Below are 17,966 nucleotides of genomic sequence, written 5' to 3' on the forward strand. Positions count from 1 at the left end.
ATTCAAACATCAGCGCCCTTCTCGTCAGGTAACGAGTATCTACCAAACATAAAGGCTATTGACACTCTCCTTCATGATACGCAACAACTTGAGCATCTGCGCAAGCAGTACAACCCGTCGCATAGGTTTGAGTTTCGCCTTTGTTATCAGTGCCACATACGGGTGCATATTCCATTGTACAAACTTCCGGTCTCGGCTCTGTACATTGCTTAAGGCCTTCATCCTGTGCACTCTGATTCGATGTACAAGAAAACAGAAAAAAACACGTGGATAACAAACCTAATTTAATTAAATATTTCATAAATACCTACTTATAAGTGTGGGTTAGACAATAAAGGGTTAAAAAGTGCCGTACTGCAAATAAAAACGTTATCAGTACATATTATACGATAGCACTGTCTGTCAAACAGATAATTTACACAACATTATAAAAATGCTAAAACCTAACATCACTAAAAGAGAGTACTTTAATAGCGCCACAATATTTATAACTGATTAAATATAATTTTAAGATCGTGGGTCGAGGTTGAATTATTAACTTTAGCAATAAGCTGACCTGTAAAGTTACCTTTACGTATTACGATAGACTGCTCATCAGCCTCATAACGAAAAGCATAACGTTTCCCATTAGTAGTAAACCAAAGCATATTGCCTGTTTCAGTGTCACCACTTCTCACCTGAATATCTGATTGTTCATCCATGGTTAAGATGATAAATCCAAGAAGAGGATAGATGATTTCATTTACATTGGTGGAGAGATGCTCAGATCGCTCGACCACTTTTAAAAAATGCTCTTTTAATACTTCAACTTCGTTTACGCTAACAGCCATTATTACAACTCCTTTTGATTTATTGCATCATCAACTTACCTTGTATGCGCCGATGACAGCCTAGTTTATCCGTTAAATACTTCGCTAGTGAGGTAAATTAAATCACGCGCATCCATTACAGCGTGTAGGATATGCTCTTATCATTCCCTATTTTATCAAATTTGCAACAGGAATTATTGCTACCAAGGATGATAAGCAAGCAGGGAAGCTTTAAATACAGTTGGAAAGCTGATTTAGGAAAATTATCACTATTAATATACGAGTAGCAGGAGATAGTTATTCTCACTTCAAAACACGTAGCGTAAATTTTAACAAGTAATACCGACCTAGATAACTATCTGATCAATATTGCTGGTAAAATCAATGATTATGCCATTATTTTCAATTCCAATAGCCAGCTATTTCCCAATCAAACGCCTTATTTTTATTATACCAATTCCACTAATATAGAGATCAAATATTACGCAGGAAAAAGGAGTTAGTTCAAGGCGAAAATTGATTCAAATGGTTGTTCCCTTTACAAACATTTTAACGAAGAGATTGGTTTCTTTAACCAGTAATATAGGTTTATCGTTTGCTATCAACCGTAATAGAAATAATAAAAGGAGTAAATTAGGATCTTTGGGAAGGATAGTTAATTCTTAGCTGAAAATTATATTTATATATAAAAAAGCTTTTTAAACTTTATCAGTATTTATTAGCGCTTGAAGGTTGAGAGTTAGGTATTGATTTGGAGTTTTATAGAAATAATTTACAGTGATATTGGTTGCGAGAGCAGGATTTGATAAACATACTACGATCTTCGCTTGTTTATGAAGAGCTAGCCCGACGAACTACAAATCAAATAATAGATAAATCTATTTTATGTTGTCGGTTTTTTTTTGGGGGGGGGGATTAGGAATATGTTACTTGAAGTTGGTTGCGAGAGCAGGATTTGAACCTACGACCTTCGGTGATAAACATACTACGACCTTCGCTTGTTTATGAAGAGCTAGCCCAACGAACTACAAATCAAATAATAGATAAATCTATTTTATGTTGTCGGTTTTTTATTTTTTTGGGGAGGATTAGGAATATGTTACTTGAAGTTGGTTGCGAGAGTAGGATTTGATAAACATACTACGACCTTCGACTGTTTATTAAGAGCTAGCCCGACGAACTACAAATAAAATAATAGATAAATCTATTTTATGTTGTCTGTTTTTTATTTTTTTGGGGGGGCTATTAGGAATATGTTGCTTGAAATTGGTTGCGAGAGCAGGATTTGAACCTACGACCTTCGGGTTATGAGCCCGACGAGCTACCAAGCTGCTCCATCTCGCGTCCGTTATTGGTGTTTCTTTTCTAATACTTTGCAAATCAAAATTGGTTGCGAGAGCAGGATTTGAACCTACGACCTTCGGGTTATGAGCCCGACGAGCTACCAAGCTGCTCCATCTCGCGTCCGTTATTGGTGTTTCTTTTCTAATGCTTTGCAAATCAAAATTGGTTGCGAGAGCAGGATTAATAAACCTACCTACGCCCTTCGCCTATTTATGAAGAGCTAGCCCGACAAGCGGTCATTACTTTTCTAAAAGTCGAAAGTTGGTTGCGAGAGCAGGATTTGAACCTACGACCTTCGGGTTATGAGCCCGACGAGCTACCAAGCTGCTCCATCTCGCGTCCGTTATTGGAATATCATGGTGGGCGATACTGGGCTTGAACCAGTGACCCCCGCCTTGTAAGGGCGGTGCTCTCCCAACTGAGCTAATCGCCCATGATATAATTGTAGTGATTTTACTTCGAAATACAATAGAAGATCTAGTATATGATGTGGTGGGCGATACTGGGCTTGAACCAGTGACCCCCGCCTTGTAAGGGCGGTGCTCTCCCAACTGAGCTAATCGCCCACATTACATACACTAAACATTTTAATTATGGTGGGCGATACTGGGCTTGAACCAGTGACCCCCGCCTTGTAAGGGCGGTGCTCTCCCAACTGAGCTAATCGCCCATAATTAAAATAACAACTCTTTATTCTCTTGTTGTTAAGAGGTGTAAATTGAATTGGTGGGCGATACTGGGCTTGAACCAGTGACCCCCGCCTTGTAAGGGCGGTGCTCTCCCAACTGAGCTAATCGCCCAATTCAATATAACGCTGTTCTTTTTGGCATTGCCTTGGGAACGAGGCGAATAATATAGAACCTGATTGGTTGATGCAAGCACTTTATTAAAATCAATTTGTCGACTGCTCAACTCTTAAACAACCTGATTATTATGCCTGCATAAAGGTTAATGATTAAACGGATTACCCCAGATAATGCTCTTCAACCTGTTTAATAAAATCGTTAAGCTGCTGGACAGGTAACGCATTAATACCAGCGGCAGCAGCTCGACCACCGCCTGTTGCAAATTTAATGCAGATATCCCCTGCCCCTTGTTTATTTTTTAGCGGTGCTCGCAGTGAAACAAGATAAGTACCGTCACTGTTTTTTGTTAACACAGCATGGGCGCTATCAACCGATTGATTGGCTAATAAGTTACCGTAAACCCCACTAATACGTCGAGACCAAGCTTCATTAGGCAATTCAAATACAGAAAGTAGCTCACTTTCATACAGAGCAGTAATTGATAGTGCGTTTTCCATATCCGATTTATAAGCTTTCTGAAGCTTATAAAAAGGTGAATTTAGATCAGCAATAAGATCAAAAGGTGAAGGATATGCTAATAAAGCGCGATATAGATCAGCAGGATCAAAGTGTAAATCAGCAATAGAAGCGCCATAACCATTGTAATTAATTAAGGTACCAATCTCTTTTAACTGCTCTGCTTGCGCTCGTGTATACCCTGCTTGCTTTGATAGTTCGTCTGCTTTGGCAATTAAGTTATCACCGTAAGCGGCTGTAATAGCCCACGCATGGTATTTACCATCTAATAGCTTATCAACAATCAAACCAGTACAAGTATTTGCATCTAAATCGATATGTGCTTCAAGGTTTGTATGATCAGGGATATCACCAGCGCGGTGGTGATCTGCATAAAAAACACAAGCGCCATTGTTTAAAGCATCATTAAGCCCTTGGATATTCTTTTCCATGGAAATATCTAAAATTGTGAGTGTATCTCCCGCTTTGACATTCACTCCTTTTACCAGTTGAATATCACGCTTAACTCCAGTCACTAACTGACTATCAGCGGGGTTTGCTAGGCGTAATTGAAGTAATGCGATAATGCCATCTGCATCACCGTTAAAAATATCGTAAAACATAAGAATCCATGGTGTTATTTAATACGGCAAGATAAGTTACGCAGAAAAACCGTAACTTTCCAGATATGGGTGAAACAAAGATAATAACCTATAAAGGTGACTATAAAAGCAATAAACATAAACATTTCAGAGAGCTGCATAATTTCACCAATAACGCCGATTAAAGCGAACACAACCGCTATGCAACAAATCAATACCAGCGTTTGTATTGACGATAAACCAAGGCGCTCACAGACATGGTGAATATGCTCACGGTCTGCTTTAAAGGGAGATTGTTGTTTTCGAATGCGACGCAACATGGTATAGGCCATATCCATCAATGGAATTGCAATGATCCAAAGTGCGGTGACAGGTTTGATTTGGTTGTCCATCTGTGGCCCAAACTCACGCTGACTTCCTTCTATTAATAACCAAATAACAGTAAAGCCAATAAATAAACTTCCTGAGTCACCCATAAAGACTTTCATTTTTCGTTTCGGTATTAGCCCCAAATTACACAAAACATAGGGGATGATCGATACAATAATAACTGTATTAAATAACAATAAATTAGTCTGACCATTCAATGCAAATAAAACCGCCAACGCAGAAAATGTCACCATGGACAACCCCCCTAGCAGGCCATCGAGTCCATCGACCATATTAAATGCAGTGACCGCACCAATAATGGCAATCACAGTAAACAATATCTCAGCATTATTTAAAAAAAGATCCCCGAAACCTATTAAATCACCAAGGTGATGAATTTTTATATCAGCAAAGACAACTAACCAGATAGAGATAGCGGTAATCAGTAGTACACGTATAAAAACACTTAAATCAAATTTGTCGTCGATCAAGCCAATTAATAACAGTAAGCCACTACAACAGATAAACACTTGGCTATTTGAGATTACATCGGGGACAAAAAAGAGCAGAATAACAATAGGTAAAAAGATGGAAACGCCACCGATCAGAGGGATGTTACCTTGGTGAAGTTTACGAGAAGTTGGACGGTCCACAAAGCCAACTTTAATCGCAATAGGATACAAAATGCAAAGTGTAAAACTTGCAAGACAAAAAGCGAATAATAAGGTTAAAAGCATAAAATCATTCTATGGAAATCTTAATAAAATATTAAACAAAAGAGTATAACCACAGTTTATGGTTATACAATCTATGTGCTTTCTTTTTTATGCTTTATTTGAATTTCAATGCTGTTATTGAATGAATCCCTCACTTTTGAGATATTCAATAACTTGCAATGCACAGTCTTGAATCGATTTCTCATCAGTTTTTACATGTACTTCTGGCGACACAGGGGCTTCATATGCCGAGTCGATACCCGTGAAGTTTTTAATCTCACCAGCACGTGCCTTTTTATATAACCCTTTCGGATCACGAGACTCACAAACCGATAATGGTGTATCGATAAACACTTCAATGAATTGCTTATTTGGTAATGACTCTCTCACCATTTCACGATCAGAGATAAAGGGAGATATGAATGCTGTAGAAACAAGCAACCCAGCATCAGCAAATAATTTTGCAACTTCTGATACTCGGCGAATATTTTCAACACGATCGGCATCAGAAAAACCAAGATCTCCATTTAGACCATGACGTACATTATCACCATCTAACACATAAGTTTTTACATCCATCTGGTGCAACATAAGATCTACTGCATTTGCAACCGTTGACTTCCCTGACCCACTTAATCCAGTAAACCATAGTACAGCAGCTTTATGACCGTTTAGTTTGATATGATCTTCATGCGACACACTCGCATTATGCCAAACAACATCCGATGATTTTTCACCATCAACTTTTTTTTCTACGTAAGGGGTACTCATAAAATCCTCCAAAAAAAGCTAGAATGAAAACAGAGCTTGAAGGCTTAAAGGTTTTCACCCCCTCACCTCTAGCTATATCGCCTTACAGCATTTTTTATAATTAACAATAATAATGCACGTAGGATAAACGCACCTAGCGTTCCAGCCTTCGCGCTTTTAAGCCTTAAAGCTTATTTCTACAATCCAAAAACAACAACGATCATCGTCACCGCAGTCAAGCTATAAGCAATGCTGACGGGAACGCCAATCTTAATAAAATCATTTAATTTATATTGCCCAGCATTAAATACCATTAAGTTTGTTTGATAGCCATAGGGGCTAATAAAGCTGGCACTTGCACCAAAAGCGACGGCCATGATAAAGGCCATTGGATTGGCATCAATACTCATGGCTAACCCATAAGCGATAGGAAAAACCAATGCAGCGGCAGCATTATTGGTTACTAACTCAGTCAATAACCAAGTAATAATATAAACCGCAATTAAGGCCATCAAAGGGCTAAACGCTTGATTATTTTCGCTAATCAGTTGTGTAAAGCTATCGATAACGCCACTATTTTGTAATGCATAGGAAAGTACAATCGCAGATGAAATAATGACCCAAATATCTGTCGGAAAACGACGTAACAATTCATTGGTACTAAAACATCCCGTTAATAAAAGAATGCCAAGCAGCAATAAAACTGATTTAAACAGTGGAAGGATACCAAGCGCAGAGACAACAATTGCAGTTAAGAACCCAGCAACAGCTAGCCATTCTTTCGCGCCAGACAAACGGGAGTCCAGTTCAACATCGGAGAGTAAAATAAAATTCTTACGAATATTACGACGCGATTTAAAATCTTCCCCCACAGCTAACACTAAAAAATCACCGGGCTTAATTTTTAAACGACCAATTTTGCCCGATACCTTCTCACCATCACGCTTAATAGCAACAACGGCAGCATCAAATAGCGAACGAAATCCCACCTGCTTAAGCGTTTTACGGGTAAGGATACTTTCCGGCCTAACTACCACTTCGCGTAAATTATCGATGGATAAACCATTGTTTTCTGCAAATATTGATAGGCCATCAAACATATTCAACTGGCTAACTTTTGAGATATCGCCACTAAAAATAAGTTTATCGTTTGCTTGTAAAATTTCGCTAGGCGCAATTGCACTCAACAACCTTTCACCACGTAAAATTTCTACTAAGAATAAAGATTGCAAATGACGCAATCCATTTTGCTCAACACTTTTCCCTACTAAACTGGAGTCGGGACTAATTTTCGCTTCAATAAAATAGGATTCAGCCTTTACATTTTGCGCTTTACGATCGGGCAAAAAGTGCCCACAAAAATAGAGCGTGAATCCACAGGCAAATACCAAACATAAACCGACTAGAGTGAAGTCAAAAAAACCAAGAGAGGGTAAATTAGCGTCGAGTACTAAACTGTTTACAATGAGATTAGTAGAGGTACCTACCAAGGTTAATGTCCCCCCTAAAATAGCAGCATAGGATAGAGGTATCAATAACTTACTTGCAGAGTGATGGGGGTTATTACGAATTGGCGCGAGCATAGTTGAGACGACAGCGGTATTATTAAGTAGCGCTGATGAAATAACAGTAAAGCCAAATAAACGGGTCCAAGTTGCTTGATAACTTGGCTTAATAACTTTCATTGCAACTAAACGCAACAAACGCGTTTTTTCTAATGCAATAGAGCATAGCATTAATAATATTAAGGTTAATAAACCTTGATTAGAAAGACTTTTTATCACTTGCTCAGTAGAAACCATATCGGTTGAAAATAAGGCTAATAAAGCAATACCAAACACCAGACTAGGACGTTGTTGATATTTTATTAAACCGATAATAGTAGAAAGGAATACAGCGAGTACGAAATAGGATTGAAGTGTCATAAGAAAGCCTAAAAGCTTAAAGCAGGAAGGCAGGAAGGCTGGAAAGCAGGTTTTGCCTTCAAGCCTTCAAGCCCTATAGCCTTAAAGCTTTGTTACGTCTTTTGCTTCCCAATGCGGGAAATGTTTACGAACTAATGCGTTAAATTCAACTTCAAACGCGCTGTAAGCGTGTTCTTGTTCTTGTTTAACTGCTTCAATTGAGCCACGAATCATACCAGCACCAACCGTAGCATTGCTTAGGCGGTCAATAATAATGAATGCGCCTGTACCACGGTTTTCATTATATGCATCAAACTGAACGTGTTCAGCGACCTCAAAGTTACAACTACCTATCTCATTTAATTCAAGTTGCGTAGCCGCGGTTTGCTCCATTGTATTTACATCAGTTTTAGAGTTAATCGCAACCACAGAGCCAACTGTTGAGTTAGTACCGACTTTAACAATGTATTCACGATCAACATGTAATGCATTTTCATCCATCCAAACCACATCAGCAACAAAGTTTTTGCTTGATTCAGGTTTTTCATGTGGACGAACAATCATGTCACCACGACTAATATCGATTTCATCTTCTAGCGTTAACGTGATCGCCATGCCTTCAAATGCAGACTCAATATTACCGTCAAAAGTAACAATCTCTTTCACTTTACTTTGCTTACCAGAAGGTAATGCTTCAATGGTATCACCTACACGAATTTCACCCGATGCGATAGTACCGGCAAAACCACGGAAGTTTAGGTTAGGGCGATTAACATATTGCACGCCTAAACGGAACTTTTCGTTAGTGTCGCTATTAATTTGCACAGAATCTAACAAACGCATTAACGGAGAACCTGGGTACCAAGGCATATTGGCACTTTGGTTAACTACGTTATCGCCTTTCAATGCAGAAATTGGCACAAAGCGCACATCAGCAATGTTTAACTGCTCAGCAAACTCACGGTAATCAGATTTGATTTTTTTGTAAACTTCTTGATCGTATCCAACCGCATCCATTTTGTTCACAGCGATAACAACGTGCTTAATACCCAATAGCGAACAGATATAAGAGTGACGACGCGTTTGAACTTGTACACCGTGACGCGCATCGATTAGAATAATCGCTAAATCACAGGTAGAAGCACCGGTGGCCATGTTACGTGTATACTGCTCATGCCCAGGAGTGTCCGCAATAATAAATTTGCGTTTCTCAGTTGCAAAGTAACGGTATGCAACGTCAATAGTAATACCCTGTTCACGCTCTGACTGAAGACCATCTACCAATAACGCTAAATCAAATGATTCATCGGTCGTATTAAATTTCTTTGAATCTTTTTCAATAGCGGCCATGTGATCTTCAAAAATCATCTTACTATCGTATAACAGACGACCAATCAGTGTTGATTTACCGTCATCTACGCTACCACAAGTGATAAAACGCATCATATCTTTGTTTTCGTGTGCGCGAAGATACCCTTCGATATCTGTCGCTAATAAATTTTGCTCATTAGACATTTTAAATTCCTTAAAACAAAGGCGAGAAAGCTATAATGCGTAAAGGCATTAAGGCAAATTCTTCGCATCCTCATTTATTCTCTTTATTAAGCCAGATAACATAGCTGCAATATGGCGCGTTTTATCGAGCCATTGTTGCCCAGCTTCGCTACCGATATAACCGATATCAATACCAATATAAACTTGCGTTCTTAATTCAGCACAAGAGGCTTTGGCAATCACTAAAAAGTGGCATTTATCTTTCGCCGTTTTGCGTGACATACCTTCAGCAATATTACTCGGTATCGATAAACCTGAGCGTGTTATCTGATCTTTAAATCCATAATCTCGAGAGGTTTGAAAGTGAAGGTATAATTCAACAGCCAGTTGCTTTGATTCCTGCCATACACTTAACTTCTCAAAATCCATTAACACTCCAATACAAATCTAGAAGGCTGTAATGCTTGAAGGTTTTGCTTTCTTGCCTTCTAGCTTTGAGCCTTTTAGCCTATCTCTAAGCCTTCGCTTAGAAGTAACCTTCCATCTTTTTCTTTTCCATTGAACCAGCTGAGTCATTATCGATAACACGGCCTTGACGTTCAGATGTCGTAGTTAATAACATCTCTTGGATAATTTCAGGTAATGTTTTAGCTTCAGATTCAATGGCACCTGTTAATGGGTAACAGCCTAACGTACGGAAACGGACGCTTTTCATTTCAGGGACTTCACCTTCTTCAAGTGGCATACGATCATCATCTACCATAATAAGTGAGCCATCACGTTCAACAACAGGACGAGGCGCAGAGAAGTACAGTGGAACCATCTCAATCTCTTCTTGATAAATGTACTGCCAGATATCAAGCTCAGTCCAGTTAGAAAGCGGGAATACACGAATACTTTCACCACGGTCAACTTTAGAGTTATAGATATTCCAAAGCTCAGGACGTTGGTTTTTAGGATCCCAACGGTGCTTCTTGTCACGGAACGAATATACACGCTCTTTAGCACGAGATTTTTCTTCGTCACGACGCGCGCCACCAAAAGCAGCATCAAAACCACCCGCATCTAAAGCCTGTTTAAGACCCTGTGTTTTCATCACATCGGTATGCTTAGCGCTGCCATGTGTAAAAGGTCCCATACCCATTGCTAACCCTTCAGGGTTTTTATGAACAAGCAACTCAAAATCATATTTTTTCGCTAAGTTATCGCGAAATTCAATCATCTCTTTGAATTTCCAGTCTGTATCTACATGCAATAAAGGAAATGGGATTTTACCTGGGTAAAATGCTTTACGTGCTAAATGCAGAAGTACTGAAGAATCTTTACCAATTGAGTAAAGCATTACTGGGTTATCAAATTCAGCGGCTACTTCGCGCATAATTTGAATTGACTCAGCTTCCAATGCTTTCAGGTGAGTTAATCTATTTTTATTCATGACTTTCCTTCGTTAAACATGATGTAGTTGCGAATGATTATGCCCTAATGTGCCGACATAGTTAATAATATCAAGGGAGTTTATTGATGTTAGAATGCTATAACATAGAATTTTTTGTCATTAAGCAACAAAAGCAATTAGTTATAATAGTTTTAAAAGCGATGATTCAAACTAATTAACTAAAAAAAGATAAATTAAAGTTCCCTATAGATAGCAATAGCTTCAGCGAGATCGGAATAAAAAGTTAATCCCCCCTGGTGTAAAATAATTGCACTATCACAAAACTCTTCAATCTCTTTAATATCATGGCTTACCATGATCACATTTGCAGTTTTACTTTTATCAAGTAATGCTTGACGGGCTTTTTTGCGGAATTTTTGGTCTCCGACCGATGTTGCTTCATCGATAAGGTAAACCTCAAAGTCGATTGCAATACAACAACCAAAGGCAAGACGTGAGCGCATACCACTTGAGTAACTTTTTACTGGTAGATCATACTTTATTCCTAATTCAGCGAAGTTTTTCACCTTCTCTTCATATTCATCTAAATCTGCAACGCCATTCACGCGACCGATAAAACGTGTGTTTTCACGCCCAGTCATTTGCGGATGAATACCCGTTGCTAAAGCAACAGGCCAAGAGATAGCTTTATCAGTAATCACTTTGCCCTTATTCGGATATTCACTGCCCGCTAAAATACGAAACAACGTGGATTTACCCGCACCGTTTGACCCCAAAATGCCAATATTATGCCCTTCAGGAATGGTGAAGTTAATATCTTGAAATATATACTGATTACCTAAATCGGAAGGGTAATACTTGGTGAGATTTTGTAGTTTAATCATAAGTTTCAACTATCTATTTAAAATCAATCGCAGTGTTAACGCTAATATAACAGCAAGCAATCTAATAAAAAACCAATTCACCACAGAGTATGCAGAGGGACACAGAGAAATAATGAGAAAAATTATTTTTTGAACCTTTTACTTCTTGTGTTTTCCTCTGTGTAAGCGAGGCGCTCTGTTGATGAATTCAAACCGAAACAACGTTTCGCAGTTGAATAAAGTGTGCGTGGTGATCGTCTTTAAAGAATTAAACCTTTATCACTACCAATTAGCGAACTTACACCTTCTAATGCAAGCTTCTCTGCCAATGCTTGCTTAGCACCATCATCACCGTGGACAATAATTACTTGCTTGGGTTGGTGGCGTATTCGTTTAACAAAATTAACCAAATTAAATTGGTCTGCATGAGCAGAATAGCCAGAAATAGTATGAACCCCAGCCCTCACATCTAACTTAACACCATCAATAAATACATAACCACCACTAGGCCCATAACGCTGAATATCAGCCCCTAATGTACCTCGCGCTTGATAACCTACAAACAAAACATCAGCGGTGGGTTCATTAATGAAACGTTGCAAATAATTAACCACACGGCCGCCACTACACATTCCACTCGCGGCAATGACAATCGCCGGTTTGTCACGTTTGGCTAAATATTCAATGGTTTGTAAATGCTCTGCATGCGTATTTACCGTATACAAACTATCAAAGTTTAACGGCTGACGACCTTGTTTTACGCGCCGTTTCGCTTCGGCATCCCAAAGTTTTTGAAAGTGTTGGTAATGTTCAGTGAATTTAGCTGCCATTGGCGAATCAACAATCACCTCAATATCAGCAAGCTTTTGATATTTTGATCGCCCCACTATCTGCTCTAGTTCATACAACAACTCTTGCGTACGACCAATACTAAACGCAGGAATAATCACCACACCATTATCACTAATCGCTTTGACTAATACTTTCTCTAAACTTTTAGCGCGATCTTTTCGCCCTTGATGATTTTTATCACCATAAGTACTTTCAATAACAACAATATCAGCTTTATAGGGGCTTTTAGGCGCCGCAAGTAAAGGGGAATAGGTAGCACCGAGATCACCCGAAAAAACAATACGTTTCGCTTGCTGATTTTCGGGTTTAACATCAATTTCGATATAAGCAGAACCAAGAATATGTCCGGCAGGTTGAAACTTCACTTTGCCTTTGACCACACCTTGCAAATCAAGCGCAAACCATTTTTTATAAGGCACAGCAACGAGCTGTTTTTTTAACAATGATAAACACGCTTTAATAATCGAACGATTACGTGTAACACCAACCTTCAAAGCATCTTCAATCACCATCGGTAATAAAGCAGCCGTTGCTTCAGTCGCAATAATAGGCCCCGTAAATCCAGTAGCTAACAGGTAAGGAATGCGCCCAACATGGTCGATATGGCAATGGGTCACCAATAACGCTTGAACGGTGGAAATATCAAACTTAATGGAGAGCAAATCATCATCACCACGGCCAGAGGTTTCAGCGCCTTGAAATAGACCACAATCTATCAAAAGGCTATTTTGCGAATCAATAACTAACTGGTGGCAAGAGCCTGTTACGCCATTAACAGCACCGAGATGAAGTATTTGCATACTAAGCTCCTATTATTCAAGTAATAACAGATACAGGGGAATTACATCTCTATTTTACTCATTACCGTTTTAGCCATCTGTTGCATGATAACTTTACGTGAAAACTGATCAATAAAAGACTGTCTGCTACATTTTTCAAGGCGTAATAACTTTAGCTTTTCAACCGCAGAATTCGGGTCGTTGGGTATAAAAACCTGCGCATTGTCAATTTCAGTTTCTATAAATTGTTGAGTAAATCCAGTTGCCCCACATAACATCGGTTTACCGCTGGCAGCATACTCAAACAGTTTAGAAGGGATAACATAACTTAACGATTCACTACTGTCTAAATTCAGAAATAACACATCGGCACGCTGATAATAATAAGGCAGCTCATCACGAGCAACAGGGGGAATGACCTCAACATTAGTGACCTTTAGCGTCTCTAATTTAGCGATAAGCTTTGCCATTCGCCTGCCATCACCAATTACCTTAAACTTAACCGTTTCCCCTAATAACAGAGCAATTTTAGGAATAACATTTTCTAATGTTTGCGCGCGACCTATATTACCAGCATATAAAACCGTTAAGGGAGTTTTAAAATTAGAAGAGGGAAAACGAGGGTTGTCAGCTAAAAAAACATCATCAATACCATTTGTATAAAAAGAACGAGAAGCACTAATATACTTTTTGGAAAAGAATGGCTTAAAACCAGAAGAAACTAGATTAATATGGGTAGCTTGTTTAAAGGTGTAATAATTTAAAAAAGTCAGCACAGGTAACAGAAAAAACTTCACTTTAGCTGAGAAAAAATCTTTTACATTTTCAGCAAACAAATCTCGAATATCAAGCACTAAAGGCGCATCTTTTTTACGTGATAAGTAACTAGCAACAGAGGCGGTTAATAATTTGGCTGAAGTCGCATAAATAAGATCATACTTTTCTCGTTTGACTTTTTTTATAACTTGCCTGAAAAACGAACTGGCAGCAAAAAGTTCACCTATGAACCGCCCACTATGTGAAGGGATTGCAATGCGCGTAATCGTGACGTTATCAAAGTGGCTCATATTATTGATAGCCGGCTTAAATGAAGAATAACGAGATGGGGTTGTTGTGACCACCTCAAAAGTGACATTAGGGTATTGTTCAGCAAGTGCAATAATTAATGCATGACTTCTAAATGAGCAAGCAGAAATATCTGGGGCAAAAAAGTAACTTAGGATTAACACTCGTTTTTTATTAACCATCATTTATAGAGAGCCTGTCGATAGAGTTCAACCAATTTATGCTCTTGCTCTTGCCAACATAAATGTGGAGCTGCCTTGACAGCATTACCTTTATATACCTCTCGCAATTCAGGAGAACACACCAATTTATTTAACACAACCACTAGCGCATTAAGATCGTTGTCAGGAACAACTTCACCAACTTGGTATTGTTGTACCACTTTACGAATCTCAGGAAAATTAGTCGCCACCACCGGTAGCTCAGCCAATATATATTCAAACAGTTTATTTGAATCGGTAGAAAAATGATTCAAGCAAGTATTTTCAATCGGTTGAACGCCAATATCAGCTGAAGCGGTATACTCAGGTAGTTCGGCTAATGCCACTGTCGGAATGAACTTCACTCTACCTGTCACACAAAGATGCTCTGCAAGTTGCATCAGTTCAGTAGTTTGGCGACCGCCGCCGATAAATACAAAATAAGCGTTCGGCACATTCGATGCACATTCAACTAACTTGGGTAAACCTCGCCCCTGTTGTAAGCCACCTTGATAAACAATAATAGGCCAATCATCATGCTTTAGTTCAAGTTCTTTGCGTAATCGATTACTATTTACACTAGAGGTATAATTTTCAGACAAGCAAGGCCTATTTTGTAAAACAATAGGCCTTGCTATGCCGTAAGCACGCGCAAAAAATTTAGCACGCATATCAGTCGTCGTTATAGTGGCCACCGCTTTTGGCATCAGTTTTTTTTCAACCCAGCCAACCACATTACGAAAGGCTTGGTAACCTTCACGGCTAGTGCTGATTTCATGGGCGTCGTACACCAATGGAACTCGGCATATTTTTGAAGCAAACCATGCAGTCGGTAGTACATTCACATCATGTGCATGAATGGCATCGGGTTTGCTTTTAACCATCTGATAACACAAACCAGCATGTGTTGATAAACGTGCAATTAGGCGAAGTATCTGACGATGGGTAGCGAGTGATTTGACTTTAACTGGCGTAACAACGTGCTTAGTATTATCAACATGTTTTTTATGTTTACCACGTAATTTCCAAAAAGGGCTGCGTGCAACACGCTGCACTTTCACACCACTCGCTAATATCTCTTTCTCTTGTGTTTTATTGGGGGTGTGTAATGCAAACACCGTAACCTGATAACCAACACCTTGCAAAGTTTGCGCTTCTTTTAAAACACGAGCATCGTTAAGAAACTCATTCCAAACGAGCATGTGAATTTTTTTATTGTTTTTATTTTTAATCATACAGGGTACTTATAGACACGAATAGACACACACACGATAGTTGGTCAAACCTTTAACACTCTTTTCGACTCAGTAAAAAATGATAAACTACTTTACCCACTGCATGTAAACTTACACTAAAAAATGATAGTAGAAATAGTTTATCATAGCAGTAATCATCGAACTCAAGTGAATGTGGGGACTCTCGTCAAAAAATAGACAAGAAACAAGAAAAGAAAGGGGACATCCTAACCTTATTTGAGAATTTTAACTCAATTGATAAGCCAAATGCACAAAAAACCAACTCCCCCGGCTGTTATAGATATGTAGTGGTTGGGCATGACGGCATAGGCACAGACTTCACTTGAAAAAACATTCGTTAAAAGCGAACGTGATCAATCATCCATTAACGACAATGTTAAAAACTTTGGACTTTATATTTAGCCATAGGTTGTCATTGAAGTTACGTGAAAAAGGTTTGGGTGCCTTACTCTTTACTACTACTGCTTCTAAGGAGTGACCATATATGCCTTACCTTTCTCGCTTTTCTCTATTAAGCTCTATTTTCAATTTTTGTGCGGCAGTTAGTCGATAATCTAAAATATAATGAAATGGCGCTATACCCCATTTATGGTTAAAATCAGGTGTGAACACTTTTAGAGGGAAAGAATAAACTTGCTCTTTATCTAAAACACTCTCAATAACATTGTAAAGTTTATCCAAATAATCATTGCGTTCTTTAGTCTCGCATTTTGAGTATTTCCATTCCGAATTAGGGGGATTAGGGAAACACCAATAGACTTTATTAAGCCTTACTTTGTCTAATAAATTGAATTTTTTAAGCTCTTCAATAAAATTATTCCATCCACGCAACCAATATGAAAAATGTTCCTCTGTCCCAGACCTAATGACCTGGAAATCTATTTCATTAAACAATTGCTTAAAAGAAGGTGACATTGTAGCAATACTCCCATTTGATGAAACACATAAATCAAGACGCTCATCAATCAAATCAATTAAAATAAGATCTGGATTATAATTTTTTACTGTTTCAAATAACTGCTTATTCAAATCAAACTCTACCATTTTGGCTTGGAACTTTGACTTTATAGATTCAGTATCGGGTATGTGCTCAAATTTATCTGGTAAAAAAGAAGCTAATGATGTTCGAGCGTGATAATTAATATTAAATAATTTTTTTATTTCAGAAACTTCAAAAATATCCCTAGTTACACAAGACCCAACAATAAGGCACTTCATATTACGCTCCACTTACTATTTTATGTTTCATATCTAGTCTTTAAATTTAATTTATCTGCCACTGTAAATCATGAACTCTGGGAGTATTCCAAGCTTAGAAAGTAACTTTCTTTAGCAAAAGATCAAAGTTTGAAATTTCATCAAAATTAGTAACAATGCACTTACTACCAAATAGTTTTTTTGTTACAGAGGTTAAACGTTCTATGTCGTTAAGATCTGTAAATTCATCGTCAATCATCATATATTGGTAATTTTGAGTGTTACTAATCACAAAGATAATTCTTTTGGCTTTATCACACAATTCAAACATTCTTTTTAGCCTTTTATTTAAAGTATCGCTAATATTTTTAACATTCAAATTTTTGTCATATATTCCTTTACTTTTATTTTTAGTTGCAAGTTTATGCCAGTTATAATGTGCTAATACATACCTATTTTTTACATCTAACGTATAATAACCAAATGTAGAGTCAAGGTAATTGTTGATTGTATCAATATTTGACGAGCTTACTAACTTATCAATTTCCTCATATGAACTAGAGATAAACTTGATTCCTTTCCCATGTTTATCATGTAGATGATTTTCATATTTCATGCAAACTTGATGGTTATTTAACTTTTCATTTGGGTATTTCAAAGCAATATTTTTATTCTCTAAAATATTTGCAATTGCATCAGGAGAGAAAAAACCACTATCAAATGGTAAAGAAGCTTGTTTGATCCGTAATTCATCTTCCAGCAGCCCTTTAGTAAAGCACCTAAAACCGGCCGGAATAACAACTAACTCACCACTACTGAGCATACCTTTAACTTTTATTCTTTGTTCGGAATCAATTGAATCTAACGCCAACTTATATTCATCTAATTTTTTTTTTATAAAGAGTCCAGAGGGCCTTTCATTGTAAGCCATTGCCATTAAATCGTGAGACACTTGGATATTTATATCCTCAAGAAGACAAGCAGCATCCCTGATTAGATTAATATTTCTTGATTTCATACCACATTCCCCTTCAAAATAAACACCTTAACTTCAAAAAAAAAATTATAA

15 protein-coding genes and 7 tRNA genes are annotated in these 17,966 nt (G+C 38.0%); all 22 read right to left on the reverse strand.

Features of this window, described 5'->3' with window-relative positions; all coding sequences use genetic code 11:
* Positions 1-55: 55 nt before the first annotated feature.
* The 22 genes from CW745_RS03550 to CW745_RS03655 all read right to left on the reverse strand — a co-directional run bounded on the left by CW745_RS03550 (position 56) and on the right by CW745_RS03655 (position 17,915).
* Positions 56-301 (reverse strand): Kazal-type serine protease inhibitor domain-containing protein, encoded by a 246-nt coding sequence (locus tag CW745_RS03550; RefSeq protein WP_101107157.1) that lies wholly within the window; start codon positions 299-301, stop codon positions 56-58.
* 184 nt (positions 302-485) lie between these two features.
* Entirely contained in the window at positions 486-830 is a 345-nt protein-coding gene (locus tag CW745_RS03555; RefSeq protein WP_101107158.1) for a hypothetical protein, read from the reverse strand.
* A gap of 1,246 nt (positions 831-2,076) precedes the next feature.
* Positions 2,077-2,153, reverse strand: a tRNA-Met gene (locus CW745_RS03560).
* A 43-nt stretch (positions 2,154-2,196) separates the two neighbouring features.
* Positions 2,197-2,273, reverse strand: a tRNA-Met gene (locus CW745_RS03565).
* A gap of 142 nt (positions 2,274-2,415) precedes the next feature.
* Positions 2,416-2,492, reverse strand: a tRNA-Met gene (locus CW745_RS03570).
* 18 nt (positions 2,493-2,510) lie between these two features.
* Positions 2,511-2,586 (reverse strand) — tRNA-Val (locus tag CW745_RS03575).
* Positions 2,587-2,643: 57 nt separating this feature from the next.
* Positions 2,644-2,719, reverse strand: a tRNA-Val gene (locus CW745_RS03580).
* Positions 2,720-2,747: 28 nt separating this feature from the next.
* A tRNA-Val gene (locus CW745_RS03585) sits at positions 2,748-2,823 on the reverse strand.
* Positions 2,824-2,877: 54 nt separating this feature from the next.
* A tRNA-Val gene (locus CW745_RS03590) sits at positions 2,878-2,953 on the reverse strand.
* Positions 2,954-3,117: 164 nt separating this feature from the next.
* On the reverse strand, positions 3,118-4,077 hold the full coding sequence (locus CW745_RS03595; RefSeq protein ID WP_101107159.1) for an acetyltransferase: 960 nt from the start codon (positions 4,075-4,077) through the stop codon (positions 3,118-3,120).
* A 14-nt stretch (positions 4,078-4,091) separates the two neighbouring features.
* Positions 4,092-5,162: a UDP-N-acetylglucosamine--undecaprenyl-phosphate N-acetylglucosaminephosphotransferase gene (wecA, locus tag CW745_RS03600; protein WP_101107160.1), complete on the reverse strand. Its 1,071-nt coding sequence runs from the start codon at positions 5,160-5,162 to the stop codon at positions 4,092-4,094.
* Between the two features lie 114 nt (positions 5,163-5,276).
* The gene (gene cysC, locus CW745_RS03605; RefSeq protein ID WP_101107161.1) at positions 5,277-5,912 is read right to left on the reverse strand and encodes an adenylyl-sulfate kinase; all 636 of its coding nucleotides are present in this window, start codon (positions 5,910-5,912) and stop codon (positions 5,277-5,279) included.
* Between the two features lie 176 nt (positions 5,913-6,088).
* Positions 6,089-7,816: an SLC13 family permease gene (locus CW745_RS03610; protein ID WP_101107162.1), complete on the reverse strand. Its 1,728-nt coding sequence runs from the start codon at positions 7,814-7,816 to the stop codon at positions 6,089-6,091.
* An 81-nt stretch (positions 7,817-7,897) separates the two neighbouring features.
* Entirely contained in the window at positions 7,898-9,310 is a 1,413-nt protein-coding gene (gene cysN, locus CW745_RS03615; RefSeq protein WP_101107163.1) for a sulfate adenylyltransferase subunit CysN, read from the reverse strand.
* 48 nt (positions 9,311-9,358) lie between these two features.
* Positions 9,359-9,718 carry a four helix bundle protein gene (locus CW745_RS03620; protein WP_101107164.1) on the reverse strand — a complete coding sequence of 120 codons (360 nt, stop codon included), beginning with the start codon at positions 9,716-9,718 and terminating at the stop codon, positions 9,359-9,361.
* A 97-nt stretch (positions 9,719-9,815) separates the two neighbouring features.
* Positions 9,816-10,724, reverse strand: coding sequence for a sulfate adenylyltransferase subunit CysD (gene cysD / locus CW745_RS03625; RefSeq protein WP_101107165.1), 909 nt, complete (start codon positions 10,722-10,724; stop codon positions 9,816-9,818).
* A gap of 194 nt (positions 10,725-10,918) precedes the next feature.
* Positions 10,919-11,569, reverse strand: a complete 651-nt coding sequence (locus CW745_RS03630) for an ABC transporter ATP-binding protein (RefSeq protein ID WP_101107166.1) — start codon at positions 11,567-11,569, stop codon at positions 10,919-10,921.
* 239 nt (positions 11,570-11,808) lie between these two features.
* Complete coding sequence (locus CW745_RS03635) at positions 11,809-13,200, reverse strand: MBL fold metallo-hydrolase (RefSeq protein WP_101107167.1); 1,392 nt, start codon at positions 13,198-13,200, stop codon at positions 11,809-11,811.
* A 41-nt stretch (positions 13,201-13,241) separates the two neighbouring features.
* Positions 13,242-14,429, reverse strand: a complete 1,188-nt coding sequence (locus tag CW745_RS03640) for a glycosyltransferase family 4 protein (protein ID WP_101107168.1) — start codon at positions 14,427-14,429, stop codon at positions 13,242-13,244.
* Entirely contained in the window at positions 14,426-15,679 is a 1,254-nt protein-coding gene (locus CW745_RS03645; RefSeq protein ID WP_202973151.1) for a glycosyltransferase, read from the reverse strand. The genes CW745_RS03640 and CW745_RS03645 overlap by 4 nt, the downstream gene beginning before the upstream one ends.
* Positions 15,680-16,189: 510 nt before the next feature.
* Entirely contained in the window at positions 16,190-16,918 is a 729-nt protein-coding gene (locus CW745_RS03650; protein ID WP_101107169.1) for a DUF6270 domain-containing protein, read from the reverse strand.
* Between the two features lie 94 nt (positions 16,919-17,012).
* Positions 17,013-17,915 (reverse strand): hypothetical protein, encoded by a 903-nt coding sequence (locus CW745_RS03655; RefSeq protein ID WP_101107170.1) that lies wholly within the window; start codon positions 17,913-17,915, stop codon positions 17,013-17,015.
* Positions 17,916-17,966 lie beyond the last annotated feature (51 nt).

Source organism: Psychromonas sp. psych-6C06, assembly GCF_002835465.1.
GTDB lineage: Bacteria > Pseudomonadota > Gammaproteobacteria > Enterobacterales > Psychromonadaceae > Psychromonas.